This window comes from Allobosea sp. LjRoot9, from assembly GCF_964252745.1.
In the GTDB taxonomy this organism is placed as follows: domain Bacteria; phylum Pseudomonadota; class Alphaproteobacteria; order Rhizobiales; family Beijerinckiaceae; genus Allobosea.
Genome location: NZ_CAXUPC020000001.1, coordinates 852,645 through 864,889, shown reverse-complemented (window position 1 = coordinate 864,889; position 12,245 = coordinate 852,645). Strand labels below are relative to the sequence as shown.

10 protein-coding genes are annotated in these 12,245 nt (G+C 64.6%); 7 read left to right on the top strand and 3 right to left on the bottom strand.

Translation table 11 applies throughout. From position 1 onward, the window contains the following. Positions 1 to 25: 25 nt before the first annotated feature. The 3 genes from ACSQ3P_RS04090 to ACSQ3P_RS04080 all read left to right on the top strand — a co-directional run bounded on the left by ACSQ3P_RS04090 (position 26) and on the right by ACSQ3P_RS04080 (position 2,750). Positions 26 to 436, top strand: coding sequence for a hypothetical protein (locus tag ACSQ3P_RS04090; protein ID WP_436164353.1), 411 nt, complete (start codon positions 26 to 28; stop codon positions 434 to 436). A gap of 73 nt (positions 437 to 509) precedes the next feature. Continuing rightward, positions 510 to 1,358, top strand: coding sequence for a universal stress protein (locus tag ACSQ3P_RS04085; protein WP_436164352.1), 849 nt, complete (start codon positions 510 to 512; stop codon positions 1,356 to 1,358). Between the two features lie 189 nt (positions 1,359 to 1,547). Beyond that, a complete protein-coding gene (locus tag ACSQ3P_RS04080) occupies positions 1,548 to 2,750 on the top strand; it encodes an NRAMP family divalent metal transporter (protein ID WP_436164351.1) in 1,203 nt (400 codons plus the stop codon). Between the two features lie 9 nt (positions 2,751 to 2,759). Here the strand turns inward: ACSQ3P_RS04080 and ACSQ3P_RS04075 are convergent, their stop codons facing one another. Then, positions 2,760 to 4,577, bottom strand: coding sequence for a PHA/PHB synthase family protein (locus ACSQ3P_RS04075; RefSeq protein ID WP_436164350.1), 1,818 nt, complete (start codon positions 4,575 to 4,577; stop codon positions 2,760 to 2,762). A gap of 232 nt (positions 4,578 to 4,809) precedes the next feature. Here ACSQ3P_RS04075 and ACSQ3P_RS04070 point away from each other — a divergent pair, with 232 nt between their 5' ends. Both ACSQ3P_RS04070 and ACSQ3P_RS04065 read left to right on the top strand, forming a co-directional pair. Further along, positions 4,810 to 5,139 (top strand): hypothetical protein, encoded by a 330-nt coding sequence (locus ACSQ3P_RS04070; protein ID WP_436164349.1) that lies wholly within the window; start codon positions 4,810 to 4,812, stop codon positions 5,137 to 5,139. Between the two features lie 33 nt (positions 5,140 to 5,172). Continuing rightward, the gene (locus tag ACSQ3P_RS04065; protein ID WP_436164348.1) at positions 5,173 to 7,041 is read left to right on the top strand and encodes a heavy metal translocating P-type ATPase; all 1,869 of its coding nucleotides are present in this window, start codon (positions 5,173 to 5,175) and stop codon (positions 7,039 to 7,041) included. Positions 7,042 to 7,175: 134 nt separating this feature from the next. Here ACSQ3P_RS04065 and ACSQ3P_RS04060 read toward each other — a convergent pair whose 3' ends face one another. Next, positions 7,176 to 8,009 (bottom strand): hypothetical protein, encoded by an 834-nt coding sequence (locus tag ACSQ3P_RS04060; protein WP_436164347.1) that lies wholly within the window; start codon positions 8,007 to 8,009, stop codon positions 7,176 to 7,178. Positions 8,010 to 8,138: 129 nt separating this feature from the next. On the opposite strand from ACSQ3P_RS04060, the gene ACSQ3P_RS04055 reads away from it, so the two are divergent. Together ACSQ3P_RS04055 and ACSQ3P_RS04050 are read left to right on the top strand one after the other, a co-directional pair. Next, the gene (locus ACSQ3P_RS04055) at positions 8,139 to 9,875 is read left to right on the top strand and encodes an AAA family ATPase (protein ID WP_436164346.1); all 1,737 of its coding nucleotides are present in this window, start codon (positions 8,139 to 8,141) and stop codon (positions 9,873 to 9,875) included. After that, entirely contained in the window at positions 9,872 to 10,765 is an 894-nt protein-coding gene (locus ACSQ3P_RS04050; protein WP_436164345.1) for a universal stress protein, read from the top strand. The genes ACSQ3P_RS04055 and ACSQ3P_RS04050 overlap by 4 nt, the downstream gene beginning before the upstream one ends. 310 nt (positions 10,766 to 11,075) lie before the next feature. On the opposite strand, the gene ACSQ3P_RS04045 is transcribed toward ACSQ3P_RS04050, so the two are convergent. After that, positions 11,076 to 12,140, bottom strand: a complete 1,065-nt coding sequence (locus tag ACSQ3P_RS04045) for an NAD(P)-dependent alcohol dehydrogenase (RefSeq protein WP_436164344.1) — start codon at positions 12,138 to 12,140, stop codon at positions 11,076 to 11,078. Between the last annotated feature and the right edge of the window lie 105 nt (positions 12,141 to 12,245).

The following is a 12,245-nucleotide window of genomic DNA, read 5'->3' as shown; positions in this document are numbered from 1 at the left end:
GAACGCTCCACTCGGGACCATTGCCATGCTTCAGCGAATTACACTCCATCTGGCGCGAACCCCTTCTCATCCGGAGGGCGACAGCCGGGACGGCTACGAGATTGCCGCTCCGTTGACCGAGGACGGCCGGCTCGACGCCGAGCAATGGCACCTCGAGCGTGAGCGCTGCCGTGTCCGGCGGTTCCGGCCCGGCGAACCCGACCGCCATGGCTGGCTGCTCCACCGCGCCGGCGGCGACGGCGGCGCGACTTGGCTGATCGACTACGACGATAGTAGGCGCGACGACGACGAAGGTACCTTCAAGCTCGACCGGCATCGCATCGCGGTCGGCGAATACATCTCGGTGCGTGGCGATGACGATGACTTCGTCCCCTTCAGGGTGGCGTCTATCCGAAGGATCGGCACCGTCTCGCTGGCGCTATCGGGCCGGCCCTAGTCCTGACGGCAGATCCCCGGAACCGACATTGCTCGCGCGTTGCGCAAACACAGCCCCTGACAGGAGAGATATGATGGCGGCGCTGAACCAGACTGCCGGCCTTTCCACCTATGCGAGCCTGATGGTGCCAGTGCATCTCGGCGGCAATGCCGAGGGACCGATCAGGCTCGCCGCCTCGCTCGCCGAGCGTTTCTCGAGCCGGCTGATCGGGGTCGCGGCCGCGGAGATCGTGGTCCCCTACTATGGCGACAGCACAGAGGCGGCCACAGCCCTCCTAGTGGAAAACGCCAAACGCGCAGCCAGCGACGACGTCACCGAGGCCGAGACGCTGTTTCGACGGATCGCCGGCAGCAACAGCGCCGTCGAATGGCGCTCCGGCCTGACCGAGACGCGAGGCTTCATCCTGTCTCAATCGCGCGCGGCGGATTTGCTCGTGCTCGGCCGGCAAGGCGCTGACGATGCCAACCGAGGTCGGATGGCGGTCGCGGCGAACGATCTCGTCATGGATCTTGGTCGGCCAATCCTGCTGGTTCCGCCGCAGGTCGAGTATCTTTCGGCCAGGCACATCGTGGTCGCTTGGAAGGATACACGCGAAGCAAGGCGTGCCGTATGGGACGCGCTGCCTTTCCTGGTACGAGCCGAGTTGGTCTGTGTCGCTTCGGTTGGTCCGGAAGCGAACGAGCAAGGCATTGCGGATGTCTGCAGCTACTTGTCAGAGCACCATGTTGCGGCGCGCCCCATGTCGCGCGGCGGAGACATCGTGTCCGAAACCCGCGAAATCATCGACATCGCGCAGCAGCAAGGTGCCGACCTGATCGTCGCTGGCGCCTATGGGCATAGCCGCATGCGCGAATGGCTGTTCGGTGGAATGACCAGCGAGCTGCTGGACACGACACCGCTGTGCTGCCTGATATCCCACTAAGCCAGGCAAGCAGACAGAATGGAGCGCCTCGGACCTACGGCCAAATTACAGCGACCGGTGCGCTCTGAATTGACCGGGCATTTCCGGACCATGGACAACGGCGCAGCAGTACTGACGACAAGCGCTTCAAGCGACGAGCTACTGGCGCCGCCACCACCGGGCTTCTTCCAAACCCTCGGCCCTGGGCTCGTGACTGGCGCAGCCGATGATGATCCCAGCGGGATCGCGACTTACAGCCAGGTCGGCGCGCAGTTCGGCTACGGACTCGCCTGGACGATGCTGTTCAGCTTTCCGTTGATGACCGCCATCCAGGCGATCAGCGCACGGATCGGCTCCGTCACCGGGCGCGGCATCGCCAGCAATCTGCGGCGACACTATTCGCCCTGGCTCCTGCGCGCCGTCGTGCTGCTTCTCATCGTCGCCAATGTCTTCAACCTCGGCGCGGATCTGGGTGCTATGGGCGCCGCGCTTAAACTGTTGCTCGGCGGATCGCAGCATCTCTACACCATAGCATTCGGTGTCATCTCCGTGTTGATACAGACCTATGTGAGCTATGAGCGCTACGCCGCCATGCTGAAGTGGGCGACGTTGTCACTCTTCTCCTATGTCGCGGTCGTGTTCGCTGCTCAGGTGCCCCTGGGAACGGCGCTTCACGGCGCATTGGTTCCGCAACTGACCTTGGACAGTGCCCATGCCATGGCGCTGGTCGCGGTCCTCGGGACCACGATCAGCCCCTATCTCTTTTTCTGGCAGGCGGGGCAGGAGGTCGAGGAGCTGCACCGGCGTCATCTCAAGCCGCTGTTTGTGGCGCCAAAGGCAGCGAGCGGGGAACTTGCACGTATCCGCCTCGACACGATCGTCGGCATGGGCTTCTCCAATCTGATCGCGCTCTTCATCATCCTGGCGACAGCCGCGACGCTCAACGCCCATGGCGTCACGGACATCCAAACCTCGGGCCAGGCGGCGGAAGCGCTGCGCCCCATTGCCGGCCCCTACACCTTCGCGCTCTTCACCATCGGCATTGTCGCCACGGGCATGCTCGCCATCCCCGTCCTGGCAGGCTCCGTCGCCTATGCGGTGAGCGAGACCTTCAGATGGCCTGAGGGACTTGATCACCGGCCCCATGAGGCAAAGGCTTTCTATGCGACAATCGCGACGGCAACCCTCGCGGGGCTGGCGCTTAACTTTGTCGGCATCGACGAGATCAAGGCGCTGTACTGGAGCGCCGTGCTCAACGGCGTCCTTGCAGCACCGCTCATGGTGGTGATCATGCTGGTTGCCACGAACCGGCGCGTGATGGGGCAGCTGACCCTGCCGCGGTCACTGGCGGTTGTGGGATGGCTCGCGACCGCGGTGATGGCCGCTGCGACAGCAGGCTTCTTTCTGCTGTAACGACGCCACTCAGCCGAACACGAACGGCCCCGGAGCCGCACCGAGCGCATGTGACCCGGATCGATCGTCGCGTGCCGGTGGCCTGGTCCGGGCACCCGAATGCTGCTCCAGCCACTCGAACCAGTGAGGCCACCAGGAGCCCTCATGATAGGCTGCGCTCTGCAGCCAGCGATCGGGGTCGAGATGGCGCTCACGTGGCTTGGCGGTGGCGATGCGGACATGACGGTCCGCCCGGCCGGGCGGCGAGACGATGCCCTGGTTGTGGCCGCCATTGGTGAGGGCGAAGGTCACCTCGGATTCCGTCAGGTTGTGGAGCTTGAAGACCGAGCGCCAGGGTGCGACGTGGTCCCACTCGGTGCCGACGGCGAAGATCGGGCGACGGATATCGTGCAGCGACACCGGTTGTCCGTCGATCACGAAGCGGCCCTCGGCGAGGTCGTTGTTCAGGTAGAGCTTGCGTAGATATTCGCTGTGCATTGCGGCCGGCATGCGGGTCGCATCGGTCGACCAGGCTGCGATATCGCCGAGCGGCTCACGCTGGCCGAGCAGGTAGTTGCGGATCATGCGCGACCAGATCAGGTCGTTCGACCGCAGGAGATGAAACGTCCCCGCCATGCGCGAGGCCTCCAGCACGCCCCGCTCGGCCATCATGTCGTCGAGGATCGCGAGTTCGCTCTCGTCGACGAAGAGGCTGAGCTCGCCCGCTTCGCGGAAATCCGTCTGCGCCGCCAGGAAGGTCAGGGTCTGAAGCCGCTCGTCGAGATCGCGCGCCATGGCCGCCGCCGTCAGCGCCAGCAATGTCCCGCCGATGCAGTAGCCCACCGCATGGGCCTTGCGCGCCCCCGAAGCCTCCAGCGTGGCCGCGAGCGCCGGCAAAACTCCGAGCGTGCGATAGTCGTCCATGCCGAGTTCGCGATCGCTCTCGTCCGGATTCTTCCAGGAGATCATGAACACCGTGAAACCCTGGTCGACGAGATGCTTCACCAGCGAGTTTTCGGGCCGCAGGTCGAGAATATAGTATTTCATGATCCAGGCGGGCACGATGAGCACCGGCTCCGGATGGACGACAGCGGTGGTCGGCTCGTACTGGATCACCTCGGCGAGCCGGTTGCGATGGACAATTCGCCCCTTCGTCGTAGCGACCGTCTCCCCGGGCGTAAAAGCGTCGGCGCCGGCAGGCCGCTTCTTCTCCAGGGTCCGTTGCCAATCGTCGAGCGCGAAGGACGCGCCGGTCAAGAGGTTGCGCCCCCCGCTCTTCAAGGTCGCATCGAGAACCTCTGGGTTGGTGAGCGGACTGTTCGACGGCGCGACGCAGTCAAGCGCCTGACGGCCGACGAAGCGCAGCATGGCAAGGTGATGCGGGGTCGTGCCATGGATGTTGCATGTAGCCTCGTCGAGCGTCCGCTCCAGCGCGAGCAGCGTCTCCGCATAGAGAGCGAAGGGCCATTGCCGCCAGCTCGGATGGCGAAAGCGCTTGTCCTGGGGCAGTGCACGCTCGCAGGGGATGCATTCGCCGCCATGGGCCAGCATGCTCAGATTGAGCTCGGCCAAACGACCCGCCTCCGTCGCGCAAGACATCGCGATTTCGGCAGAACGCGCAGGTGAGACCGCCAGGTGCACGGCCCAATCGAACCACGCCTCGGCCAATCCCATTGGTGAGAAGCCTGCCGACATCGTGCCGATTGCAGCGTGTAGCAGGCGGTCGATCGGCTCCTCCGCGCTAAAATCGTCCGCCGCATCAGGCTTCGCCGGCGCGACGGGATCCGAGCGGTTGATTGGACCTTGCAATGGCGCACGCGGCGCGGTGATCTTGGCCTGGACCGTCATCTGAACACTCCCGCAGCCCGTTCTCGATCAATGCAGCCTTACCGACATCGACCGGCGCCGCCTTTGATGCGGATCAAGGCGGTATCCGCGGGATCGTCGATGCTACCTCCTTTCAGAGGCCGCGCAGGGTGCGTGGCCAGGCAGGAGGCAAGCCATGACGAACCCACGCAGCCCTCGGGGCCACGACGGAACGAGCACAAGCGGCACGCAGCCGTTTGGTTCCTTCGAAAGCATGTCCAAGTCGATGCAGGGGCAGTTCGCAGCAATCGCGGCTATCCCGCGCGCCATGCTCGAAGCCCAACTGACCATGGGGTCGGAGCTCTTCGGCTTCATGGGGCGGCGGATGAAGGCCCAGGCCGAACTCTGTCACGAGCTCAGCCAATGCCGCGAAGTCTCGGACGCTGTCCAGGCGCAGCGCAGATTCAGCGAACGCGTCACTAGCGACTATTCCGAGGAATTCGGTCAGATCGCGACGATGCTGCGTAACGAGCTCACAAGCGTCACGGATGCGGCGAGCGAGGCCGTCACCGAGGCCAGCAAGGCGGCCAAGCTCGCAGCCTGAGTTCAGGGCTCCGAACGTGAAACGGACAGCACGATGGCTTTCGCCCACGCAGTCAAGCGAAGCATCGTCGTCTGCCCATTGGCCGGCCTGCTGATCGGCTTCGGCCTGCATCAGTTCGGTGAGGATGAACTAGCCCGGTCGGTCTGGGCATGGGCGACCTTGCCCGCGTTGGCCGTGCTGTGCGCCGAGATCGTCATTGCGCTTCGCCGTGGCGAGTTCGGCCTGGACATCGTCGCGGCCTTGTCGATGTCGGCGGCGCTCGTCTTCGACGAGCCTCTCGCCGCCGTCGTCGTCGCTTTGATGTATGCCGGGGGCCAGTATCTTGAGGACTTCGCCGAGCGTCGCGCCCGCAGCGATATGACCGCCCTGCTCGATCGCGCGCCGCGCGCGGTGATGCGGTACGAGAATGGCCATCTGCGCAAGGTCGCGACCGGACTCGTCCTCCCCGGTGACACCCTGCTGATCCGTAGCGGCGATATCATTCCCGTGGATGGTCGCGTCGCGCGCGGCGCGGCGGTCCTGGATATGTCCGCACTGACCGGAGAAGCACTTCCACAACGAATGGAAGAAGGGTCCGTCATCGCCAGCGGCGCGCTCAATTGCGGCGACGCCTTCGATCTGACCGCGCTCAGGCTCGCTCGCGACAGCATCTACGCCGGCATTGTACGTCTCGTCGACGCTGCCCAGAAAAGCAAGGCGCCGATGGCGCGCCTAGCCGACCGATACGCCCTCGCCTTCCTGATGGGCACGCTTGTTATGGCCGGCGGCGCCTGGTGGCTCTCCGGCGATGCCAGCCGTGCAGTCGCCGTCCTCGTCGTCGCAACGCCCTGTCCCTTGCTATTGGCTGTTCCGATCGCCCTGGTCGCCGGCATGTCGCGGGCCGCAAAGGCGGGGATCCTGATCAAGAGCGGCGCTGCGCTGGAGAAGCTGGCGCTCCTGCGCGCGATCGTCTTCGACAAAACCGGCACACTGACATCGGGATCAGCGCAGCTCGTCGAGATCATACCCACGACCGGCCATTCGGCTGACGAGCTCCTTCGCGCGGCCGCATCGCTCGGCCAGATATCAAACCACATCGTTTCACATCAGCTCGTCTCGGAAGCCCGGCGGCGCGGGATCGAGCTGGTTATCCCGACAGACGTCTCCGAAGCGGCCGGCGAAGGCGTGACGGGCCTCGTCGCCGGCAAGCGGACGATCATCGGCAAGCCCAGCTTCGTGCTGAAGCAACTCAAGCTGGGCCAGCCAGACAGCGGGGAGCCATCGGGAGCGCTCCAGATCGCAATCGCAATCGGGCAACGCTACGCTGGCCACATCATCATGTCCGATCGTCTTCGCCAGGGCACGCCAGACCTGCTGCGGGCGCTGCGCGACAGCGGCATCGCCCGCATCGTGCTCGCCACGGGGGATCACCGCGAGGTCGCGGAGGCGCTCGCCGCAGACCTCGACCTCGATGCCATCGAAGCCGATCTCACGCCGGCGCAGAAGATCGCTACCGTCACCGCGGCACAGCGCTATGGCCCCGTCATGATGGTCGGTGACGGGATCAACGACGCGCCCGCACTCGCGGCGGCTGATGTCGGCGTCGCCATGGGTTTAAGCGGCTCGGCCGCCTCGATCGAGACTGCGGACGTGGTTCTGCTCGTCGATCAGCTCGATCGACTTGTCACCGCTCTGCGGATCGCCAAGCGATCACGCGCCATCGCGATACAGAGTGTGGTGGTTGGCATCGGCCTGTCGACGCTCGGCATGATTGCCGCCGCCTTCGGAGGGCTGTCCCCGGTCGAGGGCGCCCTGCTGCAAGAAGCCATTGATGTCGCAGTCATTCTCAATGCGCTGCGCGCACTCGGCGACCAGCATGTCCTCGGCCGCCCGCTTCGTCCTCAAATGGACGCCGTAGGGTAAGTCATCGCCTGCACTGCCCTCGCCAGTTTCGCATGAGCCCTCTGAACCGCCAGAGGACGGCCTCCAAGGGCTCACTCGAGGCTCAGCGAGGAAGGCCTACGCAGCGGCTCAGGCCGGTTCCCGCAGCCTCCCCGTCACTGACTGATGAGACACGGGATCGACAGCTCGATCATAGCGTCCATTTCGGCGACCAGGTCAGAATACTGCAGTTGATGGTGCGTATAGCCGCCGCCAACGATCAAATCCGCTCCCTCATCCGAGGCAAAGATTCGAAGCCGCTCCATCGTCGGCATTCCCCTCTTTTTCAAGGCAACCGCTCCTGCGGCAATGCCGTGACATTGCAGGAACGCGGCGACGTCCGAGATCCCCGATACAGGCTGTGACGCATCATTCTCCTGGTCGAATAGCTGAACCACGGCCACCTGCTTCATCAACCGCAGCACAGGCAAAGCGTCACGAACCACGCGCCTGCTGGCACGATCGTCATGCCAGAGCACAATGGCGCGCCGACGTAAAAACGGCTGCCCCGCAGAATGAGGCACGAACAAGAGCGGCCGCCCAACGTCGAGCAGCAATTTTTCGAGATCGGAGCCTCCGCTTCCCCCATCAAAGACGGAATCCTTCCCAACGACCAGGACATCCGACGCGCGGCCGTGCCGGATCAACGCGGGCAGGCGCTGCGCGCATTCTGCGATCCACTCGCCTCGACACTGTTGCCGCCCGGCCAGGGCGATGAACCGCCGCCCGGCCTCGTCGAGTTGGTGCTGTGTCGCGATCCTCTGCTCCCGTATCAATTCGCGGACCATTCCAATCGTGTCATGCGGCGAAACCTCAGGCGTCGCCGGCTCCTGCGCCATCAAACCCACGAGGCGGGCATCCAGCCGCCGGGCCAACCAGATGGCATGGTCGATGCGTCCGGCTCCGGGCTGGTTGTCCGAAACGTCGACTAAAATGCTGGCATAGGACATCGCCTGCTCCTTGAGGCCACCGATGCGGCAATGAAGAGCAACTCGCTTCTGGATCCATTGATGTCGATCAATGCCCGCGATCCTGGTGCCCCTAACCTCGCATCAGAAATGAGACCGAGGGTTGGGTTCATGGACAATCAGACGGAGACCATCTCGTTCCTGTCCTCCGCGGATGGGTTGGCAGGCGACAGCCAAGACCACCAAACCGTCGCGACCCATATCTCGACCGTGCTCCTGCTCGGCGACAAGGCCGTCAAGCTAAAGAAGGCCGTCCAGTTTCCCTATCTCGACTTTTCGACGCCCGAACGTCGCCTGGCCGCATGCTATGACGAATTGCGATTGAACCGGCGCACCGCCCCGGCCATCTATCGGGCCGTGCATCGCATCACCCGCGAAGACAACGGCCGGCTCGCGCTGAACGGAGCGGGTCAACTGGTCGATGCCGCGATCGAAATGACGCGTTTCGATGACGACCAACTCTTCGACAGGCTGGCGTGCGCTGACCGCCTGACGCCCGATCAGATGGACCAGTTGGCGGCGCAGATCGCCCGGCTGCACGAAACCGCCGAGGTCGTCTCGGGCGAAGGCGCAGCGCGGTTCGAGCGCATCATCCGTGGCAACGAGCGCGCCTTGGCGAACTGCCCGGTCTTCCCGCCTTCAGAGGTCGCCGATGTGACCCGCGCCTGCCAGTTCCATTTTCAACAGAAGGCAGCACTCCTCGATCAGCGGGCTCGCTCCGGTCACGTGAGGCGCTGCCATGGCGACCTGCACCTGCGCAACATTTGCATGATCGGCGGACAGCCAACCTTGTTCGATTGCCTGGAGTTCAACGAAGAGCTTGCCACGACGGATGTCCTCTACGATCTCGCCTTCGTGCTGATGGATCTCTGGCATCGCAAGCTGCCTCTTCACGCCAACATCCTGTTCAATCGCTACCTCGATCTGACGGGCGACGAGGACGGCGTGGCGCTGCTGCCGCTGTTCATGGCCGTGCGCGCCGTCATTCGTGCGCATGTCACCGCCATGGAAATCGCGGAAACCGAGCTGGCCTGCGCCTGGAAGCAGGCCGAGGCGAGATCCTATCTCGATCTGGCACGGGATCTCCTTGCCGAGAGTCCAGCCATTTTGGTGGCAGTGGGAGGCTATTCCGGCTCGGGCAAATCGACCGTTGCGACTCGGATCGCGCCAGAGATCGGACCTGCGCCGGGCGCGCGCATACTCTCCAGCGACCGCATCAGGAAAAGACTGTTCGGCGTCGCGCCGCAAACTCGGCTCGGCCCGGAGGCCTATGCTGAAGCAATCTCGGAACAGGTCTATGCTACCATCACCGACCGGGCGGGCGCGCTCGTGGCGGCAGGCCATGGTGTGGTGGCCGACGCCGTGTTCGATCTCGCCCCCCGACGCGATCGGCTAGCGACGGTGGCCGCGGGCTGCAATGCGCCGTTTCGCGGTCTGTGGCTCGATGCACCAGCGGACATGCTGATGCGTCGCGTTGCCACTCGCAAGAACGATCCTTCTGATGCGACGCCCGACGTGGTGATGGATCAGCTTGTCCGTCAGTCGGCACCGACCGACTGGCTGACGCTACACACGGCCGGAGATATTGAGGTCGTCAGCAACGCGGCGCGTCTCGCCGTGGGCCTGCCATCTGCAATCGAACGTCACGCGCCGGCTTGCTCGGGAAGACGCTTCGCATCCGCCCCACCGGCGGCCGCGGCCCGCGCGCGCGCCGTCTCGCCGGAGCCTCGCCGGTCACTCGACCGGGCAGCTCTCCTCGCGCGCAACCCACCTGGCCCGACTTGCTCCACTTCGGGTGCGCGCGTCCCACCAGGCTCTCAAACCATCATCGAATGGAGGAAACCATGAACCAGATCGCAATGACGTCTTCGACCACCGGTATTGCCAAGCCAATTCTGAAGGTTGGCTACAAGGATGTGATGGTCCACCTCGACGGCACCGCTGAGGACGAGGTCCGCATCGCCCATGCCGAAGCGATCGCCGCCCAGTTCGAGGCCCATCTGACGGGCCTGTATACAAATGCGCTCCCCGATGCCGCCCTTTATGCCGGGGAGTTCGGCACTTCGGTCGTTGCCGATGCCTGGGACGCCGCGCGCAGGGCTGGAGATGCAAACCATGCCCGATTGACGCAGCGTTTCGCCCGCCTCGGTGTCGCAAACGAGGTGCGGCGATTGGAGAGCTTCCCCGGCCTGCTGGAGAAGGAAGTTGCCACCGAAGCGCGCTGGGCTGATCTCATCGTGGCCTCTTGCCCGCATGGAACATCCGATTGCGAGCGCTGGAGCAGCTTGATCGAAACGATCATGTTCAACAGCGGGCACGGGCTCTATCTCGTGCCGCCCGGCTTCAAGCCGCGGCAGGCGATCCGCACCGTGCTCATCGGTTGGGTCGATACGCGGGAGGCTGCCCGCGCCGTCTCCGAGACCCTGCCCCTGCTCGGACTGGCGACGCAGGTCCATCTCGCGAGCGTCCAGGAGGCCGGCAAGGGTAAGCTCGGTGGTGCCGAGGCACTGGCGGACATCGCAACCCATCTCGACCGGCACGGCATCGCGACGACGGTAAGCCTTCTGCCAGACAATGATACGCCAGCTGCCATGCTCCTCGCCGAGGCCCATCGGGTTTCGGCCGACCTGATCGTCGCGGGCGCTTACGGCCATACGCGGCTGCGCGAATGGATCCTCGGCGGGGCGACCTATGATCTGCTCCAGAGTTCCGACCTGCCGATCATGATGGCGCATTGACGAGTGCCGGTGACCAGGGCTGCAAGCAGCGGCCCTGGCAAGATTTCCAGCGAGCGCCAGGCGGCGCATCATCGCGGAGAATGTCGCCGGTGTGCGATCCATATCGGATCAACTGGCGTGGATAGAACCGATGTCGGGCATCGTGATCACGCCTTCGGAGATGCGTGAAGTTAAGACCGTCGCGTCCTCACGGCCTCCCGTATGAAGGCGATGGTGCTGCGCAGGATCGGCCAGCGCCCGACCTGCGAAACACGGCCCGATCCCTCTCCTGGGGCGAATTACTGACCCGTGCTGGGACAGGAGAACGCCCTCAAGGCGTGATCGCGATCTTCAGGACACCGTCACGCTGGGCAGCGAAGAGCTCATAGGCCTCTACGATCCGCTCCAGCGGAAACCGGTGGGTTACGAGCCCGCCGAGATCGACCCGTGCCGAGGCAACCACGTCCATCAGGCGCCGCATCCGCTCCTTGCCGCCCGGACACAGGGTCGTGACGATCCGGTGATCGCCGAGGCCGGCCGCGAAAGCTCCCAGAGGAATGGTGAGATCGGTCGAATAGACACCAAGCGAAGACAGGGTTCCGCCCGGGCGCAGCACGCGCAAGGCGGCCTCGAACGTCTCCTGCCGCCCGAGCGCCTCGATCGCGACATCGACGCCTCGCCCATCGGTCAAGCGCATGATCTCAGCGACGGGATCGCTCTTGGAAAAGTCGACAACCTCGTCGGCGCCGAGGCGGCGCGCCATATCCTGCCGTGCGGGGATACTTTCAACTGCGATGATGCGCGTCGCCCCCATTAATCGCGCGCCCGCAGTGGCGCAGAGTCCGATCGGCCCCTGCGCGAACACGGCAACGCAGTCGCCGATCCTGACGCCCCCCTTCTCTGCTCCCGAGAAGCCTGTCGACATGATGTCGGGACACATCAGAACCTGCTCGTCACTCAAGCCCGAAGGCACCGGCGCGAGATTGGTCATCGCATCGGGAACGAGTAGAAAATCGGCCTGAGCACCGTCGATCGTGTTGCCGAAGCGCCAGCCGCCCATGGCCTTGAAGCCATGCCGCTCGCCTGGCCCGTCCTGCGAGTGGCAGCCGCAGAGGCAAGCCATGCTGTGGCCTGAGGGCGTGATCGCGCCTGCGATGACGCGCTGCCCCTCCTTGAAGCCCCGCACGGCGGAGCCGAGCTTCTCGATGATTCCGACCGGCTCGTGGCCGATCGTCAGGCCCCGAGCGACCGGATACTCGCCCTTGAGGATATGGACGTCCGTGCCGCAGATCGTCGTAGTTGTGATGCGCAGCAGGGCGTCGAGCGGACCGATATCGGGCACCGGCTTGTCTTCGAGCACAATCCGGCCGGGCTCAACGAAGACAGCAGCGCGCATTTTCGCTGGCCGTGACCGTGAGCGCGTTTCAATCGGGGATTGGGTTGTTCGAGGATCGACTGCGATGTGGCTCATATCTGCGCCTCGTGTCGGAACCGGAGTATG

Excerpts from the sequence above, each read along its gene's own strand:
- ACSQ3P_RS04055 (WP_436164346.1), top strand. The coding sequence starts at position 8,139 with ATGGACAATCAGACGGAGACCATCTCGTTCCTGTCCTCCGCGGATGGG.
- ACSQ3P_RS04070 (WP_436164349.1), top strand. The coding sequence starts at position 4,810 with ATGTCCAAGTCGATGCAGGGGCAGTTCGCAGCAATCGCGGCTATCCCG.
- ACSQ3P_RS04065 (WP_436164348.1), top strand. The coding sequence starts at position 5,173 with ATGGCTTTCGCCCACGCAGTCAAGCGAAGCATCGTCGTCTGCCCATTG.
- ACSQ3P_RS04060 (WP_436164347.1), bottom strand. The coding sequence starts at position 8,009 with ATGTCCTATGCCAGCATTTTAGTCGACGTTTCGGACAACCAGCCCGGA.
- ACSQ3P_RS04045 (WP_436164344.1), bottom strand. The coding sequence starts at position 12,140 with ATGCGCGCTGCTGTCTTCGTTGAGCCCGGCCGGATTGTGCTCGAAGAC.
- ACSQ3P_RS04050 (WP_436164345.1), top strand. The coding sequence starts at position 9,872 with ATGAACCAGATCGCAATGACGTCTTCGACCACCGGTATTGCCAAGCCA.
- ACSQ3P_RS04075 (WP_436164350.1), bottom strand. The coding sequence starts at position 4,577 with ATGACGGTCCAGGCCAAGATCACCGCGCCGCGTGCGCCATTGCAAGGT.
- ACSQ3P_RS04085 (WP_436164352.1), top strand. The coding sequence starts at position 510 with ATGGCGGCGCTGAACCAGACTGCCGGCCTTTCCACCTATGCGAGCCTG.
- ACSQ3P_RS04090 (WP_436164353.1), top strand. The coding sequence starts at position 26 with ATGCTTCAGCGAATTACACTCCATCTGGCGCGAACCCCTTCTCATCCG.